The organism is Haloterrigena salina JCM 13891, from assembly GCF_000337495.1.
In the GTDB taxonomy this organism is placed as follows: Archaea; Halobacteriota; Halobacteria; order Halobacteriales; family Natrialbaceae; genus Haloterrigena; species Haloterrigena salina.
The window spans coordinates 46,129-70,636 of the sequence record NZ_AOIS01000037.1 but is presented as its reverse complement, the minus strand read 5'-3'; the positions used below and the strand labels follow the sequence as shown (position 1 = coordinate 70,636).

Annotated in this window: 26 protein-coding genes, 2 tRNA genes and 2 pseudogenes; 12 read left to right on the top strand and 18 right to left on the bottom strand. The window is 65.4% G+C overall.

Annotated elements, in window-relative coordinates:
• Positions 1-73: 73 nt before the first annotated feature.
• The 4 genes and pseudogenes from C477_RS10965 (at position 74) to C477_RS10950 (ending at position 4,124) form a co-directional block, all read left to right on the top strand.
• Positions 74-1,067 (top strand): annotated as a pseudogene (locus C477_RS10965) (thiamine-phosphate synthase family protein).
• 389 nt (positions 1,068-1,456) lie between these two features.
• Positions 1,457-2,761, top strand: coding sequence for a hypothetical protein (locus C477_RS10960; RefSeq protein ID WP_008894555.1), 1,305 nt, complete (start codon positions 1,457-1,459; stop codon positions 2,759-2,761).
• A gap of 27 nt (positions 2,762-2,788) precedes the next feature.
• On the top strand, positions 2,789-3,076 hold the full coding sequence (locus tag C477_RS10955) for a hypothetical protein (RefSeq protein WP_008894554.1): 288 nt from the start codon (positions 2,789-2,791) through the stop codon (positions 3,074-3,076).
• 64 nt (positions 3,077-3,140) lie between these two features.
• Positions 3,141-4,124 (top strand): glycosyltransferase family 4 protein, encoded by a 984-nt coding sequence (locus C477_RS10950; RefSeq protein ID WP_049914510.1) that lies wholly within the window; start codon positions 3,141-3,143, stop codon positions 4,122-4,124.
• A gap of 58 nt (positions 4,125-4,182) precedes the next feature.
• On the opposite strand, the gene C477_RS24720 is transcribed toward C477_RS10950, so the two are convergent.
• The 14 genes from C477_RS24720 to C477_RS10885 form a co-directional block, all read right to left on the bottom strand.
• Entirely contained in the window at positions 4,183-4,305 is a 123-nt protein-coding gene (locus tag C477_RS24720; RefSeq protein WP_008894552.1) for a hypothetical protein, read from the bottom strand.
• 141 nt (positions 4,306-4,446) lie between these two features.
• Positions 4,447-5,256 carry a 30S ribosomal protein S2 gene (rpsB, locus tag C477_RS10945; RefSeq protein ID WP_008894551.1) on the bottom strand — a complete coding sequence of 270 codons (810 nt, stop codon included), beginning with the start codon at positions 5,254-5,256 and terminating at the stop codon, positions 4,447-4,449.
• On the bottom strand, positions 5,253-6,458 hold the full coding sequence (gene eno, locus C477_RS10940; protein WP_008894550.1) for a phosphopyruvate hydratase: 1,206 nt from the start codon (positions 6,456-6,458) through the stop codon (positions 5,253-5,255). Before eno ends, rpsB begins: the two co-directional genes overlap by 4 nt.
• On the bottom strand, positions 6,455-6,640 hold the full coding sequence (locus C477_RS10935) for a DNA-directed RNA polymerase subunit K (RefSeq protein WP_008894549.1): 186 nt from the start codon (positions 6,638-6,640) through the stop codon (positions 6,455-6,457). Before C477_RS10935 ends, eno begins: the two co-directional genes overlap by 4 nt.
• Before the next feature lie 2 nt (positions 6,641-6,642).
• Complete coding sequence (locus tag C477_RS10930; protein ID WP_008894548.1) at positions 6,643-6,837, bottom strand: DNA-directed RNA polymerase subunit N; 195 nt, start codon at positions 6,835-6,837, stop codon at positions 6,643-6,645.
• A 12-nt stretch (positions 6,838-6,849) separates the two neighbouring features.
• Positions 6,850-7,248, bottom strand: a complete 399-nt coding sequence (locus tag C477_RS10925) for a 30S ribosomal protein S9 (RefSeq protein ID WP_008894547.1) — start codon at positions 7,246-7,248, stop codon at positions 6,850-6,852.
• Positions 7,242-7,685, bottom strand: a complete 444-nt coding sequence (locus C477_RS10920) for a 50S ribosomal protein L13 (protein WP_008894546.1) — start codon at positions 7,683-7,685, stop codon at positions 7,242-7,244. Before C477_RS10920 ends, C477_RS10925 begins: the two co-directional genes overlap by 7 nt.
• On the bottom strand, positions 7,682-8,035 hold the full coding sequence (locus tag C477_RS10915) for a 50S ribosomal protein L18e (RefSeq protein WP_008894545.1): 354 nt from the start codon (positions 8,033-8,035) through the stop codon (positions 7,682-7,684). The genes C477_RS10920 and C477_RS10915 overlap by 4 nt, the downstream gene beginning before the upstream one ends.
• A 155-nt stretch (positions 8,036-8,190) precedes the next feature.
• Positions 8,191-8,275 (bottom strand) — tRNA-Leu (locus C477_RS10910).
• A 133-nt stretch (positions 8,276-8,408) separates the two neighbouring features.
• Complete coding sequence (locus C477_RS10905; RefSeq protein ID WP_008894544.1) at positions 8,409-9,158, bottom strand: DNA-directed RNA polymerase subunit D; 750 nt, start codon at positions 9,156-9,158, stop codon at positions 8,409-8,411.
• A gap of 4 nt (positions 9,159-9,162) precedes the next feature.
• The gene (locus tag C477_RS10900) at positions 9,163-9,552 is read right to left on the bottom strand and encodes a 30S ribosomal protein S11 (protein WP_008894543.1); all 390 of its coding nucleotides are present in this window, start codon (positions 9,550-9,552) and stop codon (positions 9,163-9,165) included.
• Positions 9,553-9,555: 3 nt separating this feature from the next.
• Entirely contained in the window at positions 9,556-10,077 is a 522-nt protein-coding gene (locus C477_RS10895; RefSeq protein ID WP_008894542.1) for a 30S ribosomal protein S4, read from the bottom strand.
• A complete protein-coding gene (locus C477_RS10890) occupies positions 10,077-10,601 on the bottom strand; it encodes a 30S ribosomal protein S13 (RefSeq protein ID WP_008894541.1) in 525 nt (174 codons plus the stop codon). Before C477_RS10890 ends, C477_RS10895 begins: the two co-directional genes overlap by 1 nt.
• A 95-nt stretch (positions 10,602-10,696) precedes the next feature.
• Positions 10,697-10,779: transfer RNA gene (locus C477_RS10885), tRNA-Ser, on the bottom strand.
• Between the two features lie 215 nt (positions 10,780-10,994).
• On the opposite strand from C477_RS10885, the gene C477_RS10880 reads away from it, so the two are divergent.
• The gene (locus C477_RS10880; RefSeq protein WP_008894540.1) at positions 10,995-12,977 is read left to right on the top strand and encodes an AMP-dependent synthetase/ligase; all 1,983 of its coding nucleotides are present in this window, start codon (positions 10,995-10,997) and stop codon (positions 12,975-12,977) included.
• A gap of 36 nt (positions 12,978-13,013) precedes the next feature.
• On the opposite strand, the gene moaA is transcribed toward C477_RS10880, so the two are convergent.
• Positions 13,014-14,006, bottom strand: coding sequence for a GTP 3',8-cyclase MoaA (gene moaA / locus C477_RS10875; RefSeq protein WP_008894539.1), 993 nt, complete (start codon positions 14,004-14,006; stop codon positions 13,014-13,016).
• 147 nt (positions 14,007-14,153) lie between these two features.
• Between moaA and C477_RS10870 the strand changes: the two genes are divergently transcribed.
• The 3 genes from C477_RS10870 (at position 14,154) to C477_RS10860 (ending at position 17,221) form a co-directional block, all read left to right on the top strand.
• On the top strand, positions 14,154-14,816 hold the full coding sequence (locus C477_RS10870; RefSeq protein ID WP_049914509.1) for a helix-turn-helix domain-containing protein: 663 nt from the start codon (positions 14,154-14,156) through the stop codon (positions 14,814-14,816).
• Between the two features lie 104 nt (positions 14,817-14,920).
• On the top strand, positions 14,921-15,133 hold the full coding sequence (locus tag C477_RS10865) for a hypothetical protein (RefSeq protein WP_008894537.1): 213 nt from the start codon (positions 14,921-14,923) through the stop codon (positions 15,131-15,133).
• A 735-nt stretch (positions 15,134-15,868) separates the two neighbouring features.
• Positions 15,869-17,221, top strand: coding sequence for a Cdc6/Cdc18 family protein (locus C477_RS10860; protein ID WP_008894536.1), 1,353 nt, complete (start codon positions 15,869-15,871; stop codon positions 17,219-17,221).
• 59 nt (positions 17,222-17,280) lie between these two features.
• Here C477_RS10860 and C477_RS10855 read toward each other — a convergent pair whose 3' ends face one another.
• The 3 genes and pseudogenes from C477_RS10855 to C477_RS10845 all read right to left on the bottom strand — a co-directional run bounded on the left by C477_RS10855 (position 17,281) and on the right by C477_RS10845 (position 20,563).
• Positions 17,281-18,747: an RtcB family protein gene (locus C477_RS10855; protein WP_008894535.1), complete on the bottom strand. Its 1,467-nt coding sequence runs from the start codon at positions 18,745-18,747 to the stop codon at positions 17,281-17,283.
• 114 nt (positions 18,748-18,861) lie between these two features.
• Positions 18,862-19,973, bottom strand: a pseudogene (locus C477_RS10850) (DoxX family protein).
• A 110-nt stretch (positions 19,974-20,083) separates the two neighbouring features.
• Positions 20,084-20,563 carry an archease gene (locus tag C477_RS10845; protein WP_008894533.1) on the bottom strand — a complete coding sequence of 160 codons (480 nt, stop codon included), beginning with the start codon at positions 20,561-20,563 and terminating at the stop codon, positions 20,084-20,086.
• A gap of 249 nt (positions 20,564-20,812) precedes the next feature.
• Here C477_RS10845 and C477_RS10840 point away from each other — a divergent pair, with 249 nt between their 5' ends.
• From C477_RS10840 to bcp, 4 genes are all read left to right on the top strand, one after another.
• Positions 20,813-21,289: a GNAT family N-acetyltransferase gene (locus C477_RS10840; RefSeq protein WP_008894532.1), complete on the top strand. Its 477-nt coding sequence runs from the start codon at positions 20,813-20,815 to the stop codon at positions 21,287-21,289.
• 265 nt (positions 21,290-21,554) lie between these two features.
• The gene (priS, locus tag C477_RS10835) at positions 21,555-22,730 is read left to right on the top strand and encodes a DNA primase small subunit PriS (RefSeq protein ID WP_008894531.1); all 1,176 of its coding nucleotides are present in this window, start codon (positions 21,555-21,557) and stop codon (positions 22,728-22,730) included.
• Positions 22,727-23,755, top strand: a complete 1,029-nt coding sequence (locus C477_RS10830) for a hypothetical protein (protein ID WP_008894530.1) — start codon at positions 22,727-22,729, stop codon at positions 23,753-23,755. The genes priS and C477_RS10830 overlap by 4 nt, the downstream gene beginning before the upstream one ends.
• A gap of 209 nt (positions 23,756-23,964) precedes the next feature.
• Positions 23,965-24,444 carry a thioredoxin-dependent thiol peroxidase gene (gene bcp / locus C477_RS10825; protein ID WP_008894529.1) on the top strand — a complete coding sequence of 160 codons (480 nt, stop codon included), beginning with the start codon at positions 23,965-23,967 and terminating at the stop codon, positions 24,442-24,444.
• Positions 24,445-24,508 lie beyond the last annotated feature (64 nt).

Sequence of the window (24,508 nt, the reverse complement as noted above, 5' to 3'; positions counted from 1 at the left end):
AGCTACTCTTCTCGCGGTCCCGGGGTCCCGGAGGAGTCGGATTTAAGCGGGTGTCGCCGCAACGCGGTCGTACATGTCTCTCGTCCTGCCGAGCGAGCTCGTCGTCGACCGCTTTCTCCCCACCGTGCGGGCGATGCTGGCGACTCGCCTCGCCGACCGCGGCATGACCCAACAGGAGATCGCAACGAAGCTCGGCGTCACGCAGGCCGCCGTCAGCAAGTACGTCAGCGGCGAGAGCGGCGGCGACGACCGCTTTCGCGACCACCCCGAGACCGTCGCCACCGTCGACCGCATCGCCGACGGCCTCGCCGGCGGCGAAATGGACGGCTACGACGCGCTAGCGGAGCTGCTGGCGCTGATCCGCGACTTAGAGGATCGCGGCCCGATCTGCGAGCTCCACGAGGAGGAGATGCCCGCCCTACGAGGCCTCGGTTGCGACCTCTGCGTCCGCGGCCTCGACTCCGACGTCCGCGCCGAACGCGACGTCCTCGCGAACGTCAGAACGGCCGCCCGGACCCTCGCCTCGATCCCGGAGATGGCCGCGGCCGTCCCGAACGTGGGGACTAACGTCGGGATGGCCCTCCCCGACGCGCACGACGAGACCGACGTGGCCGCCGTTCCCGGCCGGATCTACGAGATCGGTCGCCGGATCGAAATCCCCGCCAACCCGGAGTTTGGCGCCTCGAAACACGTCGCGACGGCGATCCTCNGGTCGCCGGATCGAAATCCCCGCCAACCCGGAGTTTGGCGCCTCGAAACACGTCGCGACGGCGATCCTCGCCGCCCGATCGGTCGATCCCGAGGTCCGCGGCGCGGTCAACGTCGCGACCGACGACGCGCTCCTCGAGGCCGCCCGCGCGCTCGGGTACGACCCCCTCGAGTTCGACGCCGACTACGAGGACCGGGGCGACCACCTCCGCGACCGGTTCGCCGAGCACGGGAGCGTTCCGCGGGTGGCCTACCACCGCGGGGCGTTCGGCATCGAGCCGATCACCTACGTCTTCGGTCCGACGGCGACCGACGCGGCCGAACTGGTCAGCGACCTACTTGCGGAGGCGTCGGCCTGACGCACAGTAACCGACGCCGCGGGCGGGTCAGGGGTCGTCCGCGAGACTCCGATCGAATTCTGGTCGATACACCGTCTCGACGACGTCTCGGAAAATTTGTTATGCGTGCAACTGTTTAGACGCCGTCGTTTCGCTCGCGAGCGACCGTTTCGTCGGAGAAACCCGGCCGGGTGAATGTCACTCCTCTAAGGCGTGGGTAAGAATTCGTCCGGTGGGAATCGCCTCGGTTGCGACGGCGTCTCGGACACTTGTTACACGTGAAACTATTTCTCTCCGTCATTTCACTCGCGAGTGACCGTTTCACCGGTGAAATCCGGGAGGGATAATATCACTCGGCTATGAGTTATATAATAATACGACCGACATGAGTTGCTTCGATACCGAGACAGATGGATATCATCATCACCATCCAGCACGCGGCGAACGTTCACCTCTTCAAGAACGTCGTCCGCGACCTCGAGGCTGCGGGTCACGACGTCCACGTGTTCGGCCGCGAGAAGGGGGTTACGGGGGAACTCCTCGACGCCTACGACATCGATCACGAACTGCTCTGTGGGGAGCCCGACGGCTGGCTCGGACTGGGGCTGACGCAGTTGCGCTACGANCTCCTCGACGCCTACGACATCGATCACGAACTGCTCTGTGGGGAGCCCGACGGCTGGCTCGGACTGGGGCTGACGCAGTTGCGCTACGAGTACCGGCTCCTCCGCCGGGCGCGGGCGATCGATCCCGACTACATCGTCTCGAGCCACGGAATCGCCGCGACGCACGTCGCCAAACTGGTCGGCGCGGAGAGCCACGTCTACATCGACACCGAGACGGCGATCAACGGCGGCAACCGACTCACCCTCCCGTTCGCGGACGTGCTCTACACTCCAGACAACTTCCGCGAGGGCTACGGCGACGGACACGTCACCTATCCCGGCTACCACGAACTCGCGTACCTCCATCCGAATCAGTTCGAGCCGGACCCGTCGGTCCTGCGACGCAACGACGTCGATCCCGACGAGCGGTACGCCGTCATCCGGTTCGGCGCGTGGAACGGCAACCACGACGTCGGGAAGGAGGGTATCTCTCCCTCGGCGCGTCGCCGGATCGTCGACGTCCTCGCCGACGACGGACGGGTGTTCGTCTCCGACGAGGGCGACGGCCCGCTGCCAGAAGGCACCGAACCGCTTCCCGTGCCGCCGGCGGCGTTTCACCACCTGCTCGCGTTCGCCGACGTCGTCGTCGGCGAGGTCGCGACGACCACCCTCGAGGCCGGCCTCCTCGGCACGCCGACCGTTCGGATCAGCCCGTTCGCGGGCGCGGACGACATGGGCAAGTTCGACGAACTCGAGGCCTACGGTCTCGTCCGATCGTTCCACACGAGCCGCGAGAGCGACGCGNTCGCGGGCGCGGACGACATGGGCAAGTTCGACGAACTCGAGGCCTACGGTCTCGTCCGATCGTTCCACACGAGCCGCGAGAGCGACGCGATCGATACCCTTGAGCGGATCGTCAGCGACCCGATCGACGACGAAACCTGGGCGGACCGACGCGAGGCGATGCTCGAGGAGAAGATTGACGTCACCGAGTACGTGCTCAGCCAGCTCCTCGCGGACGTCGACGAACCGACGCCGGGGGCGCCCGCGCAGGCGGAGCGCGAGTCGGAGTCTGACGCGGACGAACGCGGCGATCCGGTCCCTCAGTAACGCCACCATNTCGCGGGCGCGGACGACATGGGCAAGTTCGACGAACTCGAGGCCTACGGTCTCGTCCGATCGTTCCACACGAGCCGCGAGAGCGACGCGGTCGACACCCTCGAGCGGATCGTCAGCGATCCAACCGCCGACGAAACCTGGGCAGACCGACGCGAGGCGATGCTCGAGGAGAAGATCGACGTCACCGAGTACGTGCTCAGCCAGCTCCTCACGGACGTCGACGAACCGACGCCGGGGGCGCCCGCGCAGGCGGAGCGCGAGTCGGAGTCTGACGCGGACGAACGCGGCGATCCGGTCCCTCAGTAACGCCACCATGATCCGCGTCCTGAGCCTCACCACAACCGACTGGCGCAGCTTCTATCAAAGCCAGATGACAGCCCTCGAGCGCGCCGGCGTCGANACCATGATCCGCGTCCTGAGCCTCACCACAACCGACTGGCGCAGCTTCTATCAAAGCCAGATGACAGCCCTCGAGCGCGCCGGCGTCGAGGTGACGACGCTGCCGGTCCCCAGCGAACACCGGGCCCACGAGGACGAGGTCCAGCGGCGGACGCCGTTCGATTACGCCCGCTACCTCCCGCAGGTACTCCGAGCGGCGCGCGGGGACTACGACCTCGTCCACGCCAACTACGGACTCACGTTCCCGTTCGCCGTCGCGGCGTCGGCGCTGCCGGGGACCGACCTCCCGGTCGTCTGTACGCTCTGGGGCGGCGAGTATCGCGACAACCCGTACGCCGACGTCATCAGGTGGTTCACCGCGCGCGCCGATCGCGTCGTCGTTCCCTCGAACGCGATGGCCGATCGCGTCGATCGACCCTGTCACAACGTCCCGTTCCCGGTCGACACCGAGCGGTTCCGACCCGTTCCGCGGGACGAAGCGCGCGAGCGCGTCGGCTGGGAGACCGACGAGCGGATCGTCCTCTTTCCCTACGCCCCCTCGCGCGAGGAGAAGAACTATCCGCTGGCCGAACGGGTCGTGGACGGACTCCCCGACGACGTACAGTTGCGGACCGTCGCCAACCAGCCCTACGAGGAGGTACCGTACTACCTGAACGCCGCCGACGCCGTCTTGATCACCTCGCACTACGAGAGCGGACCGATGACGATCAAGGAGGCCGCGGCCTGTAACGTCCCGGTCGTCTCGCGCGACGTCGGCTTCGCCCGCGAGGTGCTCGAGCCCGTTTCCGACTCCCACGTCGTCGCCGACGACGACGCACTCCAGTCGCGACTGGCCGACGTGCTCGCGGGCGATCGCCGATCGGACGGGCGAGCGCACGTCACCGAGTACACCGTCGACAAGATGGGGGACCGACTGCGCACCGTTTACCAGCGTTGTCTCGAAAACGAGGCGTAACGAACGGTCGGCGACGACTTACGCCGCGGCTCGCCCCGGTCGAATCGTCTCGAGCGATTCAGAAGCCGACGAGAGCGCGGTACGGAATGCCGACGGCGAAAATCACGATCAGTGCCACCGCGGCCAGCACGACCGGCAGCGGGATGACGTCCTCCTCGAAGTGAAACAGCGAATCGATCATAGTCGCCCGTTGTGCGGGTGCTCATGTAACTCCTTTGTTCAGCAGGTGTGACTCGAGCCCGCGACGCGGACGGTGCGGCCGCTCGTCGAGACGGTAAAGCGGAGAGCGAAAACGATCAGTATCGATTCCGGTTCGAACGGATTAGACGCCGCTTTCGAAGTCGTCGAGCGAGTAGGACGGCTCGGCGCCGCGTCGATCGAGGACCTCGTTGGCGAGCAGCCAGTAGACGACAGAGAGGGCCTTGCGACCCTTGTTGTTCGTCGGGACGACCAGGTCGACGTTGCTGACCTGGTTGTTCGAGTCACACATCGCGATGACCGGGATGCCGACCGTAATGGCCTCCTTGACGGCCTGGGCGTCGCCGATCGGGTCGGTGACGACCAGCACGTCCGGCTCGATGTAGCCGTCGTACTTGGGGTTGGTCAGCGTGCCCGGGATGAAGCGACCGGTGCGGGCGCGGGCGCCCACGGCCTCGGCGAACTTCTCCGCCGGGAACCGACCGTACTGGCGACTCGAGGTGACCAGGATCTGCTCGGGGTCGTAGTTGGCGAGGAAGTCCGCGGCCGTGCGGATGCGGCCGTCGGTCTTCGAGACGTCGAGCACGTAGAGCCCGTCGGTCCGGACGCGGTGGATGAACCGCTCCATGTCCGAGGTCTTCTGTTGGGTCCCGATGTGGACACCGGCGCCCAGGTAGTCCTCGACGGGGATGAGGAGGTCGGCCTCCTCGTCGCTCATAACGTCATCGTCGAGGGAGGGTCCGGCGTCTTCTTCCTCCTCCTCGGCGGCTGGTTCGGCGTCGGCGTCGGCCTCCGCGGCCTCGGCGTCGGCGGATTGTTCGTCTACAGGCTCGACGTCCTCCTCGGCGGCGGGACCCGGCCCCTCGGCCGGCTCCTCGTCGATTTCCTCCTCGGCGGCGTCGAGCCCTTCTTGGGTTGCGTCGTTATCTGTCATGTCGCGTCGTCTGCGATTCTGATGAGCTCGTTGAGTTTGGCGGTTCGCTCGCCGCCGACGGCGCCCGTCTTGATGAAGGGGGCGTCGGTCGCAACGGCGAGGTGTGCGATCGTTGTGTCCTCGGTCTCGCCCGAGCGGTGGGAGATGACCGGATCGTAGCCGTTCTGGGCCGCGAGTTCGATCGCGTCGAAGGCGTCGGTCAGCGTCCCGATCTGGTTCGGCTTGATCAGGATGCTGTTGGCCGCACCGCGGTCGATGCCCTCGACGAGTCGATCCGTGTTCGTGACGAACAGATCGTCGCCACAGATCAGCGTCTGGTCGCCGACCTCGTCGGTGAGGTCGGCGAAGGCGTCGTAATCGTCCTCGTCGAGGGGGTCCTCGACGTAGACCAGATCGTACTCGCGGACGAGCTCCGCGATGTACTCGATCTGCTCGTCGGTGTCGCGGCTCCGGTCGCTGTACTCGTAGGTACCGGCGTCGCTGTCGTACAGCTCCGCGCCGGCGACGTCCAGTCCGAAGCCGATGTTGAAGCCGACTTCGTCCTGGACGATCGAGACCGCTTCGTCGACGATCTCGAAGGCCTCTCTGTCGTCGATCGACGGCGCCCACGCCCCCTCGTCGCCCTTGCCGCAGGGAACGTCGCGTTCCTCGAGCAGGTCGGCGACGGTGCTGTGGACGGTGGCGTTGGCGAAGACGGCGTCCTCGACGCTGGGTGCGCCGACGGGCGCGACGAGGAACTCCTGAATGTCGGTCGCGTCGGCGGCGTGTTCGCCGCCGCCGACGACGTTCCCGAGCGGGATCGGGAAGTTCTGGCCGCGGAACGCGCCGCCTAAGTGCTGGAACAGCGGCGCGCCGAGCACGTCGGCACCGGCCTTCGCGGCGGCCATCGAGATGGCGACCGCGCTGTTGGCGCCGATCTCCGAGAAGTCGTCGGTTCCGTCGGCGGCATGTAGTGCGGCGTCGACCTCGCGCTGGTTGCCGGCGTAGGCCTCGCCGACGAGTCGCGGGACGGCGTCCTCGCGGGCCGCGGCGATCGCTTCGCTGGGCGGTCGCTCGACGGCCTCGTACTCGCCGGTGCTGGCGCCACTCGGCGCCGCGGCACGGCCGAAACCGCCGCTTTCGGTCACCACGTCGGCCTCGACGGTCGGATTGCCCCGCGAGTCGAGGATCCGACGCAGGCGAACGTCAGTGATGAGCGTCATTTTCGGTCGTACCCCCGTTTGACGGTGAACGGAAGCACCTCGGCGTCGTACTCCTCGGCGGCGATGAGGATCGGCTCCGACTGGTCGGTCTCGACCAGCACCGGCGCGCCGTAGGAGATCTGCAGCGCTCGAGCGCCGAGGATGCGTGCTTTCTCGTAGCGGTTGTGCTGTTGTTGTTGCATTGTTACTGGTACGGGGAGACGACGTCGACGAGGTCGCGGTGACTGACGAGCATGCGCCGACAGCAGTAGCGCTCGACGCCGAGTTCGTCGAGGACCTTCTCGGGGTCCTCGTCGCCCTCGTTGGCTCGTTCGTCGAACTCCTCCCAGTGTTCGGCGACGACGTTGCCACAGGTGAAACACCGGACCGGTACCATCATGCTTGAATCACCTTAGCGGTAGGACTTCTGGTAGCGCGCCCGAGCGCCCGGGCCGCCCCATTTCTTCGGTTCGGACTGGCGAACGTCGTTGACCAGCAGCGACCGGTCGAACTCCATGTAGGCGTCGCGGAGTTCGGCGTCGTTGGTGTGCTGGACGATGCCGCGTGCGATAGCGGTGCGGACGGCGTCTGCCTGTCCGCTAATGCCGCCGCCTTCGACGCGAATGTCGATGTCCATCTCGCTGCGCAGCTCCTCGCCGGCGATGCGGAACGGCTCGAGCATCTTGAGCCGGGACATCTCCGGTTCGACCAGTTCGACTGGCTTGGAGTTGATTCGGACGCGACCCTCGCCCTCGCGAACGGTCGCGCGGGCGACGGCGGTCTTTTTCTTTCCACTCGTGTTCGTTACCATGTGACGTTAGCACCTAACTGTTCGGAGACTTCGCCCAGCTGGACGAAGCGGATGTTCGAAAGCCGGTCCAGCGACGTCCCCTCGAGCACTTCCGCTTCCTGGTCGCCCTCGTAGGGGTTGCCGACGTAGACGCGGATGCTATCGAGCGCCTCGCGGCCGCGGGGCTTCTTGTACGGCAGCATGCCGCGAACGGAGCGCTTGAAGATCGTGTCCGGCCGCTTCGGGTAGTAGGGACCGCTGTCGGACTGCAGCTGCAGTCGCTTACGGTAGGTCCCGAAGACGTCCTCCTCGTCGCCGGTGATGATCGCGTCCTCGGCGTTGACGATGGCGATACTCTCGCCGTCGAGTGCGCGCTGTGCGACTTCGCTGGCGACGCGACCGAGGATGCAGTCTCGGGCGTCGACGACGACGTCCGCGTCGAATTCCGCGATACTCATCGAATCACCCGGACGTTAGATCCATCGGGGTTTGCTTCGAGCGCCTGCTCGAGCGGTACTGATTCGCCGACCTGTTCGATCTTCGTCTCGGCCGAGGAACTGAAGTCGACGGCCGCGACGGTAACCGATTTCTGTAGTGCGCCGGAGCCCAGCACTTTGCCGGGAACGACGACGGTCTCTTCTTCGCGTGCGTATCGCTCGATACGGCCCAGGTTCACCTCTGCGTGGGTGCGCCGGGGCTTCTCGAGTCGATCCGCGACATCTCGCCAGACGTCGGCGTCCGTCTCGCGGGACGTCGACTTCAGCTCGGCGATGAGATCGTTGAGCCTCGGATTAGTTTTGCTACTCATTGGTTTCCTCCAAAGATACGGAACCGACGGGACGAGGAACCGTCTCGTCGGTCGTGGAATCGCTGTCGTGTCGAACGGCCCCAACGCGTACAGCTCGACGTCCGGTATGGACGGTCGGCTGTTCGGTCGTGGACGTTCGACGAGTGAGAAGTGGATGCAGGGAGCAGGATTTGAACCTGCGGACTCCTACGAGACAGCGCCCTGAACGCTGCGCCGTTGGCCTGACTTGGCTATCCCTGCTCGCACTTCCGTGTATCCGCCGCCCCTTCAAACCCCTTTCGATTCCATCGGACGAGCCCGCGCCGGTCTCGTTGCTAACGGCGCCGGCGAACGCGGGCTCTTGGTGTCGGGAATTGGGGCGGAACATCTGTTGCTATAGCTGTACTGCGTCTTCGAGTTCGGTCGCCCGGGACTCGATCGAGTCGGCGGCTCGCGTGACCAGTTCTTCGACGCTGAAGGAGCCGTCCGTCTCCACGTGGAAGACGAAGGCGTTGGGCACGTCCTCGACCTCGACTTCCTTCCCCGGATACCGGTTCGAGAGGTCGTGATCGAACTCGCTCGTGGGAACGAGTTCGCCGTTGTCCTCGATGACGCCCCGAACGATTCGGGACTCTTCGTCCTCGAACTCGGGGAGGTCGCCGACGACCTCCACCTGCTGGAGGTGTCGGTAGCCGACGGCCACGCCGCCCTGATGTTTAGCGTGGTCCTTCCCGTAATCGACGACGGCGTCGGCCTCGGCCTCGAGGCGCTGGTCGTCTTTGAGGTCGATGATCGGGACGTTCTGGTCGGCCGGTTGGACGAGCTCGTCGTTCGAGACGAGATCGCCCGAGTAGGCCGTGGCCGGCCCTTCGACGTCGATCGAGAGCGTGACGGTCTCGTCCTCGCCGAACTCGCCTTCCGGCGGCGTCGTCAGCGGAACGAGCCCGAGCCGAAGCGCGAGCTGCTCGTCGAACATGACCGACGAGTTCTCGACGAACCGGACGGTGTCGATCGCCATCGTCGGCACGTCGGCGAGCATCGCTCGCCGGATACCGTTGGCGAACCCGGGGGTCACGCCCCGAACGAGGAACCGCGCCTCGCGTTCCCCGCGTTCGACGAACTCGACGTCGTACTCTTCAGTCATGGATCTAGTAGCCGCCCTTACCCTTCGGTGCGCGCGATCCGTCGTGCGGGATCGGCGTGACGTCTTCGATGCGACCGATCTCGATACCGGAGCGGGCGAGCGCGCGAATCGTCGCCTGCGCGCCCGGTCCGGGGGACTTCTGGAGGTTGCCGCCGGGGCCGCGCACGCGAACGTGCAGACCCGTGATGCCGGCTGCCTTGACCTCCTCGGCGACGGACTCGGCCATCTGCATGGCCGCGTACGGCGACGCCTCGTCGCGGTTCTGCTTGACCGCCGTCCCGCCGGAGGACTTGGCGATCGTCTCCGCGCCCGTGAGGTCGGTCACGGTCATGACGGTGTTGTTGAACGATGCGTGCACGTGGGCAACGCCCCACTTTTCGTCGTCCTGGCTCATGGTTTACTGACCCTCCGCTCGTTCGGGGTGGAGTTCGTCCGCGAGGGGACTGTTCTCGTCGAACTCGACGAGGTCCTCCTCGTCGACGTCGACGACGTACGACGGAACCCGGTGGCGCTGGTCGCCGATCACGATGTGCCCGTGGGTGATGTACTGTCGGGCCTGCTGGGTCGTGTTGGCCAGCCCGTTCCGGTAGACGACCGTCTGGAGGCGACGCTCGAGGATGTCCTCGATCTCGAGCGACAGGATGTCGCCGAGTTCGTCGCTCTCGTCGAGAATGCCGACGCGCTTGAGTCGACCGAGGAACTCCTCGGAGCGGCGCTGGACGGTCTCGTCGTCCTGGGCCTGACCGAGGAGTTCGCGGGCCTCGCGCCGGTAGGAGCGAAGCTCGGACTGGGCGCGCCAGAGCTCTTCTTTGTTCGAGAGCCCGTAGCGGTCGACCAGCGAGTGCTCGGTGGCGATGCGTTCGCCCTGGTATGGGTGGTTCGGCGTCTCGTATTGTTTGGTGTCAGTGCCGAGTGGCATTATTCACCCTCGTCCTCTTCGGCAGCGGCCTCTTCGGCCTGTTCTTCGCGGATCTCTTCGACGTTGACTCCGATGGTGCCCTCCGTTCGGCCGGTGGACTTGGTTCGCTGACCGCGAACCTTCTGTCCGCGCTTGTGGCGGACGCCCTTGTAGGAGTCGATCATCTTCATCCGGTTGATGTCGTGCTGACGGGTCAACTGGAGATCGTTCCCGATCTCGTGGGTCGTTTCGCCGGTGTAGAAGTCCGACTGGCGGTTGTTGAGCCAGTCCGGCACTTCCTCGGCGTAGTTCTCTACAGTTTCGACGACCTCGTCGATGATGTCGTCATCGAGTCGACCGAACGTGGCCGTTCGATCGACGTCCGCTTCGTCGGCGATGAGTCGGGCGGTCCGTCGACCGACACCGTTCAGCTCCGACAGCGAACGCTCGACAGTCTTCGTCCCATCGAGGTCCGTCTGCCCGATGCGGACGAAGTACTGGAGGTCTTCGTCGTCCTCTTGTTCTTGAGGTGCTTCCTCACTCATGTGTCGTGTATCTGTGTCTAGTGTGCGCGCGGTTCAAACGACTGGCGAAAGAACGCCAGGGAATGCTACTGACGAGGTGTCGCCAGCGTATCCGACGTTGTGGCGGGGATTCGAACCCCGGAGGCTTGACGCCACATGGTTAGCAACCATGCGCCTTGGGCCGCTTGGCTACCACAACACCGTGTCTCTATCGTCGCCCTTCCGGACTCGGGGACCGCCTCCCCTACACGTATCGCACCCGAACCTACCGGCGACGGGTACTTAAGCGCAACGAAAGGCCCCGGCCCCGGTATCGAGTCCCACCCCGCCTTCGTCGTCCCGCGGGCCGGCGATCGCGTCCTCGAGTTATTTTCTCATCATTTATAGTATCGGGCCGGAAACTAGCAACCGTTCATGAGTTTGTTCGAGGCCGAGGCCGCGTTCGACCATCCCGTACTGGAACTCGAGACGCTGGCCGAGATGTTCGAACGGAGCGCCGAGCGAAACGGCGACACTGCTGCACAGCAGTACAAGGGCGGGATCTACGATCGGTCGCTCGCCGGGAACGGTGACGCCGCGCCCCTTGAGCCCGCGCCGGCGGGCGAGTACGCGTCGATCACGTACGACGACATGGCCCACCTCGTCCGCCGGATCGCGGCCGGTTTCCGCGACCTCGGGATCGCCGACGGCGAACGCGTTGGAATCTTCGCGGACACGCGCATGGAGTGGGCCCTCTCCGACTTCGGGATCCTCGCCGCCGGCGGCGTCGTGACCACCGTCTACGAGAGTTCCTCGCCGGACCAGATCCAGTACCTCCTCGACGACCCCGACGCCTCGGGAGTCGTCGTCGAGAACGAGACGCTCCTCGAGCGCGTCCTCAAGGTCGAGGACGAACTTGACCTCGAGTTCTACGTCGTCTTCGACGCCCTCGAGAACGACGCGTACGCGGACCGCGAGGACGTGATCACGCTCGGCGAGCTCTACCGGCGTGGCGACGAGGGATTCGACCGCGAGGCGTACGACTCGTGGCTCGCGGCTCGGGACGTCGACGACCTGGCGAGCCTGATCTACACCAGCGGTACGACGGGTAAACCGAAGGGCGTGAAACTGACCCACCGGAACCTCAGATCGAACGTCAACCAGCTCTACCGGCGGTACGGCCCGCGCGACGACAAGGACGAAGACGACCCCTCGATAACGCCCGAGTCGCGAGCGCTCTCCGTTCTGCCGCTGGCCCACGTCTTCGAGCGGACGGCGGGTCACTTCATGCTGTTCGCGGCCGGGGCCTGCATCGCCTACGGCGAGAGCCCGGAGACCTTCGCCGAGGATCTCGGCGCGGTCGGCGCCACCAGCACGACGGCCGTCCCGCGGGTCTACGAGAAGCTCTACGACGGGATCCGCGAGAGCGCGGCCGCAGACGAGGACACGAAGGAGGCCCTCGAGTGGGCCCTCGACGTCGCGCGCCGGTACAACGCGGCCGACGATCCCGGCGAGGAACTCGAGTCCGAGCTGGCGGACGCCGACGAACTCGTCTTCGCGACGATCCGCGAGAAGCTGGGCGGCAACATAGAGTTCCTCGTCAGCGGCGGCGGGAGCCTCTCGCCGGACCTCTGTCAGCTCTTCCATACGATGGGGCTGTCCATCGTCGAGGGCTACGGGATGACCGAGACCTCGCCGGTCATCGCGACGAACCAGCCGAGCGATCCGCGCGTCGGAACCGTCGGGCCCGCGCTCGCGGGCGTCGAGACCAAACTCGACGCCTCGGTCGTCAGGGACGAGGCCTTCGACGACGAGGGAACGGTCGGCGAACTCCTCGTCAGGGGCCCGAACGTCACCGAGGGCTACTGGGAGAAGCCCGGCGCGACGGACCGCGCGTTCACCGAGGCGGGATGGCTCCGAACCGGCGACATCGTCCACGAACGGCCCGACGGCTACCTCGAGTTCCGCGAGCGCACGAAACAACTGCTGGTGCTCTCGACGGGGAAGAACGTCGCGCCGGGTCCGCTCGAGGACGCCTTCGCCTCCGTCGACGTCGTCGAACAGGCGATGGTCGTCGGCGACGGCGAGAAGTTCGTCGGCGCCTTGCTGGTCCCCAACGTCGACGAACTCCGGAGCCGCGCCGCGAGCGAGGGCGTCTCTCTCCCCGAGGACATCGAGGCCCTCCTCGAGGACGAGTGGATGCTCGAGCGAGTCCAGGCGGCAGTCGACGACGTCAACGAGGGCTTCGAGTCCTACGAGACGATCAAGGAGTTCCGACTGGTCCCCGAGGGCTTCACCGAGGAAAACGACCTCGTGACGCCGACGATGAAGAAGCGGCGTTCGAAGATCGCCGAGCGCTACGGGCACCTCGTCGAAGACATCTACACCGAAGACGACGCCGGAGCGGGTTCGGACTGAGCGATTCCGTTCGCAGTCGACCGACCCGAGTAACGATCAGTCCGCCGGCGGCTCGACCTCGAGGTACTCGTCGTTGAGTTCCCACTCGCCGTCGCCGTTCTGGATCATGTACTCGCCGTAGTAGGGCACCCGATTTGCGACGACCTCGCGGAACGCCTCGCGGATCTCGGGTTTGGACATCTCGCCCATCGACTTGAGGTCGTCGTTGCGGTTCAAACACCCCTTCAGGTAGCCCTCGTGAGTAACGCGCACGCGGTGGCAGTTCGCGCAGAAGGTGGGGTTCTCGACGGGGTCGACGATCTCGACCATCCCGCCGTCGTCGTCCGCGGTTCCCCCAATCCAGTAGCGCTTGCGGTCGTGCATCTCCCGGTGTTCGATCTCGTCGGCCTGCTCGGCCAGCCAGTCGTGGACCCGCTGGATGTCGACGTTCCACTCGGGCTTGCCCGTCAGTTCGGGCATGTACTCGATCAACTGCAGCCGGAGGCCGTCGTTTTCCGCGACGTGGTCGACCATCTCGGGCACGTAGCCCGCGGTGTGTTCGAAGACGACCATGTTGAGTTTCACCGGATCGAGCCCCGCGTCCAGCGCGGCCTCGACCCCCTCGAGGACCTTCTCGTAGGCGCCGCTTTTCGTGATCTCGGCGAAGTCCTGCGGATCCAGCGCGTCCTGGGAGACGTTGACCCGCTCGAGTCCGGCCTCGACGAGGCTCTCGGCGCGGCCCGGAAGGAACGTGCCGTTGGTCGTCAGCGAGACCTCCATCTGGTCGGGGGTGCGTTCGATGATCTCTTCGAGGTCCTGTCGGAGCATCGGCTCGCCGCCGGTGAACTTGACCGCGTCGACGTCGAACTCGGCGGCGACCTCCAGAAATGCGACGACGTCGTCGGTCGACATCTCGTCGTCCTGGGGATCCATCGGCCCGCGGGTGTCACCCAGCCCCTCGTTGTGACAGTAGACGCAATCGAAGTTACACCGATCGGTGAGAGAGACCCGAACCCCAGTTACCTCCCGCCCGAAGTCGTCGGTGAGCATGCTACCGAGTTGCAGGCGGATCCGCTTAAGCACGCCGGGTATTTCCACTCCTCCGTAACCGATTTCGGTTTCGATATCGGATGCTGGCGGGTCGAACGAGATCGTTCGGGTCGGTCACTCATGCCGGTGGCCGTGGTGGAGACGACCATGAGTACTATCGCAGAGTTGACTGTTCCGGCCCAGGAGTTCGCGCTTCGGGAGACGCTCGAGGCCACGGACAATCTCGACGTCGAAATCGAGCGCGTCGTCGCCTACGATCCCGATCACGTGATGCCCTACGTCTGGTTCGCCGACGACGAGGCCGCCTTCGAGGGGTTCGACGACGCGCTCGCGGACGACCCGACCGTCGAGGCGGCAGAACGGTTGACGGACCTCGACGACGAGCGACTCTATCGGATGCACTGGGTCGACGACGTCACCGTCATCCTTCACCTGCTGACCGAGGAGCGGGCGACGGTCATGGACGCCAGCGTCGAGGGTCGGCAGTGGCGGTTCCGAGTGCTCGTTCCCGAACGCGAGTCGCTCTCGCGCACCTACGACTTCGCGACCGAGCAGGGGCTGACGATCGAGGTTCGGAAGATCCACCGGTTGGAGGACGACCGTCGGGGCCGGTACGGACTGACCGACGCCCAGTACGAGACGCTGGTCGCGGCCCTCGAGCACGGCTACTACGAAATTCCACGAGTGATAGATATGGACGCCCTGTCGGACGAACTCGACGTCTCCCACCAGGCGCTCTCGGAGCGACTCCGTCGGGCCCACCTGACGCTGGTCGAGGAAGCTATCCAGGTCGGTAGCGGGGACGGGTAGGTTGCGGTCTGTGGTTCGGGGCCTCGCGACCGATACCGCTCGAGCGACCTCGGTGGCGACACCTCGGCGGAAGAACTACCCGGCCCACGGCCGAACGGGAACGTATGGACGAGGACATGCTCGAGGACCAGCGCCGGCTGGTCGAACTCATCGAGGAGGAGGGGTGGGACGTGACCGACCTCGAGATCTCGGCCTACGACAGCCCGTGGGCCGACGAGGACGACCCCGAAGCGACGGTGACGATCACGGCCCGGAAACCCTACGAGAGCGAGGACGAGGACGACGGCGACGACGACAATCCGTATCGGCTGAAATGAAGTAGCGTCGACGCGAACGGGACAGCTTCGTCCCGACCCGTTCCGTCCGGGCTACGTGTCGCTGGTCTCGGTTCGCTTCCCGAGCCTCGAGTACTTCCTCGAGTCGATCGGTTCTCGGGTTGTTCGGAAAGCGTACCGCATCCGCGGGGAACAAGACTGGATCCGTTCGGGTCGTCCCTCGCACCGTATTCGAAATGAAATACTTCTAGCAAGGGTCTAGAGAAGAGTGTCTAGAATAGCTACCCTCACACACCGTAATCGAAATGAAATTCGGCCGTCGAATCCGAATGCCGGTCGTAATCCCGTCTTAGGTGGCGAAAGCACCGGATCCGAATGGGACTTCTGAGACTTCATTTCGATCACGGTCCCCGGTCTTCGGCCGGCGGACGCTCCCTTTCGCGGTTTCATTTCGATTACGGTGTGAGAACGGTCCGGTTCGGTTCTCCCGCTCGCTCTCCGGATCAGTTTCATTTCGAAAACGGTGCCTTCATTTCGACAACGGTACCGTCCGCGCTTCATTTCGGTCACGGTGTCTTCATTTCGGCGACGGTCGGCGTCCGACCTTCATTTCGAAAACGGTGCCTTCATTTCGCTGGTGGTCGTATCGCTTCGATACCGGCGACATCTCGGCTTCATTTCGATTTCGGACCCTTCACTTCGACTATACCGCCTTCATTTCGACCACGACCCCTTCATTTCGAAAGCGGTATTACAGCGTAGTGAACAGTGTCGATAATGAACCACGAGCCATCGAACGCTCGAGAAGACGGGAACGGCGATGGCCCGGCTCAGTCTCCCGATTCGTCTATCGTGGATAGTATCCTCGACGGCGAACGGAAAACCGTCTTCGAGAACAAGCAACTCGTCGACTCGAACACGATCGTCGATCACAACCGGATCTACGGCCGTGACGAACAGCTCGCGGCCGAAGCGCGCGCGTTTCGCGACACGCTCGACGGCGAACGGCCCCCGGATCTCCTGCTTTACGGACCGAGCGGCACCGGGAAGAGCCTCACCGTGAAAGCGGTCGCTGACAAGGTGAAAGAGCGCGCCACGCAAAACGAGATCTCCTTCGACTTCGTCGCTGTGAACTTCAAGACGATGGAGTCCCACTCCCTGGATCGCGCCGTCTGGAAACTCGGCCATCAGACCGCGAAGAAGGCCGGCGTCGCGTGGGACATCCCGAGAAAGGGCGTCTCCACCGACGCGAAGTACGTTCGGCTCTACGAAATCGTCGACCGCCACTTCGACGCGCTCGTGTTCATCCTCGACGAGATCGACGCGCTCACCGGTCGCGTCGGCGAGGACGAACCGGCGTATTCACGATTGCTCTACAGTCTGAGCCGCGTGATGGCCGAACAACACGTCGACACCCTCGTCTCGACGGTCGTGATCACCAACCATCCCAAATTCCGCGAGAATCTCGATAGCAGGACCGATAGCTCGTACAATCCGACGGGTATCCACTTCTCGGATTACGACGCCACCGAACTCATCGAGATTCTCAACCGTCGACGCGACGCCTTCAAAGAGGGAGCGCTTGAGGACGGCGTCATCGAACTGGTCGCCGCGTACGGGGCGAAAAACGAGGGCGACGCGCGGCGAGCGATCGACCTGCTTCGCGACGCGGGCGAAATCGCGAATCGGAGCGGGGAGACGGTCGTCACGGAGCAACACGTCCACGCGGCTAACGATTCGGTCGTGAAGAACCGCGTGCTCGAGATGGTCGGCGGAATGACGCTCCAGAAGAAGCTCTCGCTGTACGCCGCCGCGGTCGTTGCCGACGTGAACGACGGGGCCGCCCCGAGTCCGGCGGTCTACGCGCTGTACCGGGAGATCTGCCAGCGCACCGACCGCGACGTCTACACGCAAGAGACCGTCAACAGCCACATCAACAAGGCGGGCACGTACGGCGTGCTCGAGAGCGAGCGGACGAGCGGCGGGTTCAAGAGCGGCGTCCACCTCATGTTCACGTTCACGGAACCCGTCGAGGCCGTCATCGAGACGCTCGAGGAAGACGACACGTTCGACGAACTCGACGTCTCGACCGCCCGCTCGATCGCCCGGCAATCGCTCCGCGACTCGTGATTCGATAGCGAAATCGACCGAAAAAGCGATTCGGCGTCAGAACCGGTTCGGCGCCGTGTTCACCCCTTGATGTTACAGACGGGGAACGTCCGCGCTACCTTGTCGCCGATGCCGAGTTCGTCGGAGACGCGGACGACCTCGTCGACGTCCTTGTAGACGCCCGGGGCCTCCTCGGCGACCGTTGCGCCCGACTGGGCCTTGACGTAGATCTGGTCCTGTTCCTCGAGTTCCTGCTGGACGTCGCCGCCCCAGTACTCGCTTTTCGCCTGCGTGCGGCTCATCAGCCGGCCTGCGCCGTGGGCCGTCGAACCGAAGGTGAGGTCCATGGAGTTCTCGCCGCCGCGAAGGACGTAGCTCCCGGCGCCCATGCTGCCGGGGATGATGACCGGCTGGCCGACGTCGCGGTAGGCTTTCGGGACTTCGGGATGGCCTGCGGGGAACGCCCGCGTGGCGCCCTTCCGGTGGACGTAGAGCTCGCGCTCGTCGCCGTCGTCGTTGACGACGTGGGTTTCCTTCTTCGCGATGTTGTGCGCCACGTCGTACAGCAGGTGCATGTCCATGGACTCCCAGGACCGATCGAACACTCGCTCGAAGACCTGCCGCGTGCGGTGCATGATCAGCTGGCGGTTGACCCACGCGAAGTTGATTGCGGCGTTCATCGCCGCGTAGTAGTCCTCGGCGAGTTGCGAGCCCGCGGGCGCGGCCGCGAGTTCCTTGTCCGGCAACTGGTTCAGCAGCCCCTGGTGTTGCTTCTCGATCTTGCGCAGGTAGTCGTTACACGTCTGGTGGCCCAGCCCGCGGGAGCCACAGTGGATCAGGACGACGATCTGGTCCTCCTCGAGGCCGTAGGCCGCGCCCACGTCGCCGTCGAAGACGTCCGTGACGCGCTGGACCTCGAGGAAGTGATTGCCCGACCCGAGCGAGCCGATCTGGTTCTTCCCGCGGTCCTTGGCCTTCTGGCTGACCTTGTCGGCATCGGCACCCTCGCGCATCCCCTCGTCCTCGCAGTGCAGCAGGTCCTCCTCGACGGCGTGCCCGTGCTCGAGGGCCCAGTCGACGCCCCGTTCGAGGATTTCCTCGACAGTGTCGACGCCGGCCTCGACGACGCCGCCGCCGCCCAGCCCAGACGGAATGTTCGCGAACAGCGAGTCGACGAGTTCCTCCTCGCGGCCCTGTAGCTCGTCGTAGGTCAGGTTCGTCCGCATCATCCGGACGCCGCAGTTGATGTCGTACCCGACCGCCCCCGGCGAAATGCAGCCGTTTTCGGCGTCGAGTGCACCCACCCCGCCGACCGGGAAGCCATAGCCCTGGTGACCGTCGGGCATACAGATCGCGTAGTTGGTGATGCCGGGCAAGTGAGTCGTGTTCGTGATCTGCTCGAGCGTCTTGTCCTCCTTGATCTCCTCGAGCAGCGCCTCGCTGGCGAGTACCCGCGCTGGCGCGCGCATATCGCCCTCCTGTGGAATCTCCCAGACGTACTCACGCACTTTCTCGAGCGTGATGTCGTCGGCGTCGAACGTGGTCATACTCGAGTATCGGTCCCCATCGATGAAAGGTGTTCGTCTCTCCGGTCGGCATCGCTAGCTGTTCCCACCGTCGTCGCCGGATCGTCCGGCCGAAACCGTCGTGCGACCGCACGGTCACACCGCATCCGGTACGTCAGCATCCGGTGCGTCGGCCTCTTCGTCGGTCCCGTGCCCCTCGAGCCACCCGTCGACGGCGAAGGGGCCGCTCCCGGTGATGAGCAACGCCGACGCCAGTCCGAAGAGGCTGACGTGCGCGAGCACCGGATCGTCGGGCAGCACGAAGAGCGTGAGCGAGAACACGCCGATCGCCGTCGCGGCGCTCGCCCGCGTAAAGAACCCAAATAACAGTGCGAGTCCGAGACCGACTTCGACAGGCCAGCGCCGAGGACCCACAGTTCGGGACCAGCGGGGACGACCGCGGTCAGGTCGTAGCGGTCGACGACCGCGACCGCGATGCCGGGTCGCAGGAGCTTCTGGCCCAGGCCCAGCGAGACGAACGTGCAGCCGAGACCCGCGCGGACGATCGTCGGCAGGAATCTGCGGTACGGATCGATCCGCGTCTGAAACTCGCGCGCGTAGTCGTAGATCGGGTCGAACCGACCGTAGACCGTCCCCGGCGTGCCGGCGACCCGCTGGAGAACGTGATCCCCGCTCGGTCGCCCGCCGCCGAGCAGCGCGATCGCCAGCGTTCCGGGCACGAACTCGAGTTGCAACAGCAGGATCGAGTCGATCGCGAGGCCGACGAGGTAGACGGCGAGCGTGAGCACGGCGACCAGCCGCGTCGCCAGCCCGAACAGCAACAGGAAGCCGAGCGCGACCTGCAGGAGTCGCGCCTCGAGGCCGAGCGCGGGACTGATGAGGTAGCCGCCGAAGCCGGCCCCGATCAGCGGGATGCCGATCGAGATCCGCAGCAGCCAGGGCACGTACGCGGTGTACTCCCGCATGGCGGCTCGGAACACCGCGACGTCTCGCTGTACGGGGCGAACGACCAGGTAACCTCCGACCGCCGCGAGGACGACGAGCGCGCCCGCCAGCAGCGGTCCGACGACGAGGGGGTCCGTCAGCGACTCCCGGAGGAACTCGGCGACGGCAACTTCGCGCTTCTCGTCGACGACGTACTCTTCGTGTGCGCGCGCCGTCTCGCTCGCACTGACCAAGGGCGCCGCGACGAGCGCCGCCTGACCGACGACCCGACCGGTCGGGAGTCGACGCAGGGGAGCGTCCATCGCTGAAGCTACGATTGCCACGAGCAAAATGCGTCCCCCGGCAGACTCATCGCCGGGTCGGTTCCCGCTCGACTCCCGTCCGTGGTCGTCCGGTGCCGATCACCGAACGATCAGACGTCGAAGACGACGTAGGCTTCCCAGCCCTCGTCCCCGCTCCCAGTATCGTCCCCGCGGCGCTCGAGGCGCATCTCGGAGTAGGTGACGGCCTTGATCTCGCGAGCGTCGACCGCGGCCAGCGGGACGCCGCGGGCGCTGGCCTCGAGGTGCCAGTCGCCGCTCTCGTCGCCCTCGCCGTCGCGTTCCGGACTCGCGATCGTCTCGACGCGGTGATCGACGGGGAGTTCCGCGCGGACGTCCCGGAGGTAGATCAGTTCGTCCAGATAGTCGAACAGCAGGGCCTCGCGGTTCTCCGCGGTCACGGAGAGCGAGAATCGGTCGCCCAACTCCGCGGGGATCTCGTCGCAGGAGGCGGCCGCCAGCCCGTCGGCGACCGCCGCGAAGACTGACTCGAGTGCGTCGCCGCTGGCCGCGACTGCGACGTCAGCCGTGTGATCCCGGAGTTCGAACCGTCCGCCCTGCGCTCTGGTCATCGCTTCTCGAGGATTGGGCGGGCGGTGTGGTATGCTCGTCGGTTTCGGTCGCGAGCCGAGTGGACGGTCGCGGACGCAGCGACGACAGTCACATTCTATCGGAACGCGCGACTGACTTCAGCCCGGACGCGATGTCCGAAGGCGTGCGAGATCGGAAGCGGGAATTGTCGGCGGATAGTACCGACGTCTGACGTTACGTATCGGTGACTGCCGGTGGAATTATATTGGCGACGATGGTAGACCCAGACAGTGAGCGTCAACATCGACAGTCGAGTCGTCGCGCCGGGGAGCGACGGCTTCGTCGACGAAGCCTGGCAACTGAAGGAGGAGATCAACCGTCAGGAAGGCGTGCTCAAACAGCGATACGACTTCTTCACCGACGCGTATCGTCGATCCAAGGTTCACTGTTACGTCCAGGAGGACGAACTGGTCGGCTTCGCGGCCGTTCGTCGAGACGGGTACATCCTCTTTCTGGCGGTTTCGCCAGACCTGCGGGGGCAGGGGATCGGCAAGCAACTGATCGCGCGCGTCGCGGAGGACCACGAAACCATCACGTGTCACGCTCGAACGAGCAACGAGAACGCCCTCCAGTTCTACGAACACCTCGGGTTCGAGATCAAACGACGCATCGACGACTACTACGAGGACGGCGGGGACGCCTACTACCTGAAACTCGGTTCCGACGTCGGCATCGCCGACAAGATCTCGGAACTGATGCGGCGCTGACCGCGATCGATCGATACTCCGCTCTGGTATCGTCCCGTCGTCTCCTCGGACGACGGTCGCAACGAACACACGCCGACGAACCGCCAGCGACAGCTTCGAACGTCTCCTCGAGGAACGTCCAGTAACGCTCGATTTCCCACCGCTGAGAACGCACCGCGATCTCAATCGTCAGTTGAGTCGCATCCCGTCCGGTCGCGGGACTCCCTCCCATCGGGTCGAACATTCGGCAAGATTATACGCCCCCACCCACGACTACTCGAGTCGTATGGAGGAGCGAACGAGGGCGTATCTGCGGGGGCGATTTCGCGACCACTACCGACGCACGGAGATCACGCCGCCGCCCGCGGCCAACGAGCGCGAGTGGGGCTTCATCCCGTGGACTGAGGGCCCCGATACCACGATGGTTCGCCACCGTTCGCTACTCGAGTTAGGCGACCTCTCGGAGTTTCTCGTCCGCAAGCGCCCGCGACACGTCTACTTCTCGGCGGGCCGCTTTCGCGACCCCGGCGCGAGTTCGATGAGCGCCAAGGACTGGCAGTCCGCGGACCTCGTCTTCGACTTAGACGCCGACCACCTGCCGAGCGTCACCCTCGGCGAGGACACCTACGCGGAGATGCTCGCGAAGTGTAAGGACGCCCTGTTTCGGCTGCTCGACTTTCTCGAGGACGATTTCGGCTTCGAAGACCTCGAGGTCGTCTTCTCCGGCGGTCGCGGCTACCACGTCCACGTGCGCGACGAGAACGTTCTCCACCTGGATCGGGAACACCGCCGAGAAATCGTCGACTACGTCCGCGGGATCGGCCTCGAGTACGAGCACCTGGTCGAGACCGAGACCGTCGCGGGGCTGGGCCGGAAGACGCCGACCGAGCGCCGCACGCTGGAGATCGAGGGCGGCTGGGGTAAACGCACGCACGCCCACCTGATGGCGTACGTCGACGGGCTCCTCGAGATGGAAGAGGACGCGGCCCTCGAGCGCTTACAGGAGTTCGACGGAATCGGCGAAGGGAAGGCCGAAGCGACGCTCAACGCCGCGCGCAACAACCGCGAGCAGTTGGCGGCCGGCAACGTCACCGTCCACACGGCGGTCTCGCAGCTGGCCGAACGGTTCGCCGAGCGCGCGGTCGCCGACGACAACGCGCCGATCGACGAACCCGTCACGACCGACACGAACCGACTGATCCGCCTCCCGGGCAGTCTCCACGGCGGCAGCGGCCTGCAGACGGTGCGCCTCGAGCGCGACGAACTCGACGCGTTCGATCCGCTGGTCGACGCCGTCCCCGACACCTTCCGGGGCCACGAGATCACCGTCGACGTGACCGATCCCGGCGAGGTCGAACTCGGAGGAGATAGCTTTACGGTCACTGACGGTGACCAGTCATTACCCGAGTACGTCGCCGTGTTTCTGATGGCACGCGGCCGCGCGGAGAAGGAGAAAGAATGAATCTCGACGAGTTACGTTCGGTCCAGAGCAAGGAGCGCCAGAAGGATAGCCTCCAGAATCTGCGCCCCTCGTTCTACCAGGAGGTCGGCGAGTACATCGCCGACTTAGAGGACGAACGCGACCGCGTCGCCGAGGAGAGCGACGACCCCTTCTCCTCGCCCGAGGTCGGTCGGCTGACCGACGAAATCGAGACCGCCAAGGACGTCGTCGAGGCCATCTACGAGCGCCGGATGGGAAAACTCGTCAAACAGGCCAGCCTCGCCGCGGCCGGGATGCCGGCCGACGACGACGGCTTGACCGCCGAGGAGGCCGACCTCTTCGACGATCTCGTCGATCGCATCAGTTCGAACAAGTCCCGCGTGCTCGACGTCCTTGAGGGCGTCGACACCGAGGCCGCCGCGGGCGATACCGAAGCGCCGACGGGGAGTGAGGAGGCCGGAACCGGACCGGCCGACCCGCGGGACGCCGCCGATCCGACGCGAAGCGACTCGAGTCCCGCGCCCGGAACGGATCCGACAGCAGCCGATCCGATAGCCGATCCCGGGACCGCCGGCGACCGCGACGCGCCGCCCGCCGACGCGGACGATGACGACGCGCCGCCGGTTCCGCCGCAGGAACCGCCTGCGGACGCCGACGACGGCCCGGTCGCGGATCCCGGGTCCGCTCCCGAACCTGGATCTGGATCCGGCGACTCGAGCGGCGTGACCCCCGCGGACGTCATGGGCGGGGACGGACCGGATCTCGACGACGAAGCGGCCGGAGAGTTGCCGCCGGTGCCGACCGATGCTCCTTCGGACGCGCCGCCGGCCGAGCCCGCGGGTGTCACACCGGACGATTCCGGCGCTGGTGCAACGGATACTGACGCCGACATCGACCGCGTCACCGTCAGGATCACCCGCGACGTCGGCCCGATCCTCGGCGTCGACGACCGCGAGTACTCCCTCTCGACCGACGATATCGTCACCCTCCCCGAACAGAACGCTGATCCGCTGCTCGAGCAGGACGCCGCCGAACCGCTCGAATAACCTGACAGCGTTCGATCGGACTCGAGGCCCGGAGCGTATTTTCCCAGATCTCGTATTCTTCGGGCGTTCAAACTGACACTCGCGAACGCAGTGGCGCGCGCCACCGCAGCATTTCTCGGCCTGGGCGCGGTGTACTCGATCTCTCTCGTGTACGGACCCGATCCGACCGAAACCACAACGCATACATCTACCGTCGCTAACCCACCCCCATGCTCGACGTCGGCGACGAAGCACCCGAGTTCGAACTGCCCAACCAGCACGGCGAGACCGTCCGGCGCTCCGATTTCGAGGGCGAACGGCTCGTCGTCTACTTCTATCCGCGGGCGAACACCGAGGGCTGCACCACCGAAGCCTGCGCGTTCAACGACGCGAAACCCGACTTCGACGACCGCGGCGTCAACGTCGTCGGGATCAGCGACGACCCCGTCGCGGACCTCGAGTCCTTCGCCGACGACTACGACCTCGCCTTCGACCTCTGTTCGGACGAGATGGGCGAGGTCGCGACGCTGTACGACTCCTACGGCGAGAAGCAACTGTTCGGCAACACGTTCGACGGCGTCTTCCGCAACACCTACGTCGTCGGCCCCGACGGCCGCGTCGAGGCGGTCTACGAGGACGTGACGCCAGAGGACCACGCCGAAGAGATCCTCGCGGACCTCGAGGAATCGTCGACCGAACTCGCGCCCTGAGACCGCGGTTTCCGTCTCGGTTCGATCGACCGATCGATTTCCGAAGCCCGAATTTCTGTCGGTA

What these genes read in the sequence shown, in the direction of transcription:
- C477_RS10955 (WP_008894554.1), top strand. Translation starts at nt 2,789, where the DNA reads ATGGGCAAGTTCGACGAACTCGAGGCCTACGGTCTCGTCCGATCGTTC.
- C477_RS24720 (WP_008894552.1), bottom strand. Translation starts at nt 4,305, where the DNA reads ATGATCGATTCGCTGTTTCACTTCGAGGAGGACGTCATCCCGCTGCCG.
- rpsB (WP_008894551.1), bottom strand. Translation starts at nt 5,256, where the DNA reads ATGACAGATAACGACGCAACCCAAGAAGGGCTCGACGCCGCCGAGGAG.
- eno (WP_008894550.1), bottom strand. Translation starts at nt 6,458, where the DNA reads ATGACGCTCATCACTGACGTTCGCCTGCGTCGGATCCTCGACTCGCGG.
- C477_RS10935 (WP_008894549.1), bottom strand. Translation starts at nt 6,640, where the DNA reads ATGCAACAACAACAGCACAACCGCTACGAGAAAGCACGCATCCTCGGC.
- C477_RS10930 (WP_008894548.1), bottom strand. Translation starts at nt 6,837, where the DNA reads ATGATGGTACCGGTCCGGTGTTTCACCTGTGGCAACGTCGTCGCCGAA.
- C477_RS10925 (WP_008894547.1), bottom strand. Translation starts at nt 7,248, where the DNA reads ATGGTAACGAACACGAGTGGAAAGAAAAAGACCGCCGTCGCCCGCGCG.
- C477_RS10920 (WP_008894546.1), bottom strand. Translation starts at nt 7,685, where the DNA reads ATGAGTATCGCGGAATTCGACGCGGACGTCGTCGTCGACGCCCGAGAC.
- C477_RS10915 (WP_008894545.1), bottom strand. Translation starts at nt 8,035, where the DNA reads ATGAGTAGCAAAACTAATCCGAGGCTCAACGATCTCATCGCCGAGCTG.
- C477_RS10905 (WP_008894544.1), bottom strand. Translation starts at nt 9,158, where the DNA reads ATGACTGAAGAGTACGACGTCGAGTTCGTCGAACGCGGGGAACGCGAG.
- C477_RS10900 (WP_008894543.1), bottom strand. Translation starts at nt 9,552, where the DNA reads ATGAGCCAGGACGACGAAAAGTGGGGCGTTGCCCACGTGCACGCATCG.
- C477_RS10895 (WP_008894542.1), bottom strand. Translation starts at nt 10,077, where the DNA reads ATGCCACTCGGCACTGACACCAAACAATACGAGACGCCGAACCACCCA.
- C477_RS10890 (WP_008894541.1), bottom strand. Translation starts at nt 10,601, where the DNA reads ATGAGTGAGGAAGCACCTCAAGAACAAGAGGACGACGAAGACCTCCAG.
- C477_RS10880 (WP_008894540.1), top strand. Translation starts at nt 10,995, where the DNA reads ATGAGTTTGTTCGAGGCCGAGGCCGCGTTCGACCATCCCGTACTGGAA.
- moaA (WP_008894539.1), bottom strand. Translation starts at nt 14,006, where the DNA reads ATGCTCACCGACGACTTCGGGCGGGAGGTAACTGGGGTTCGGGTCTCT.
- C477_RS10870 (WP_049914509.1), top strand. Translation starts at nt 14,154, where the DNA reads ATGAGTACTATCGCAGAGTTGACTGTTCCGGCCCAGGAGTTCGCGCTT.
- C477_RS10865 (WP_008894537.1), top strand. Translation starts at nt 14,921, where the DNA reads ATGGACGAGGACATGCTCGAGGACCAGCGCCGGCTGGTCGAACTCATC.
- C477_RS10860 (WP_008894536.1), top strand. Translation starts at nt 15,869, where the DNA reads ATGAACCACGAGCCATCGAACGCTCGAGAAGACGGGAACGGCGATGGC.
- C477_RS10855 (WP_008894535.1), bottom strand. Translation starts at nt 18,747, where the DNA reads ATGACCACGTTCGACGCCGACGACATCACGCTCGAGAAAGTGCGTGAG.
- C477_RS10845 (WP_008894533.1), bottom strand. Translation starts at nt 20,563, where the DNA reads ATGACCAGAGCGCAGGGCGGACGGTTCGAACTCCGGGATCACACGGCT.
- priS (WP_008894531.1), top strand. Translation starts at nt 21,555, where the DNA reads ATGGAGGAGCGAACGAGGGCGTATCTGCGGGGGCGATTTCGCGACCAC.
- C477_RS10830 (WP_008894530.1), top strand. Translation starts at nt 22,727, where the DNA reads ATGAATCTCGACGAGTTACGTTCGGTCCAGAGCAAGGAGCGCCAGAAG.
- bcp (WP_008894529.1), top strand. Translation starts at nt 23,965, where the DNA reads ATGCTCGACGTCGGCGACGAAGCACCCGAGTTCGAACTGCCCAACCAG.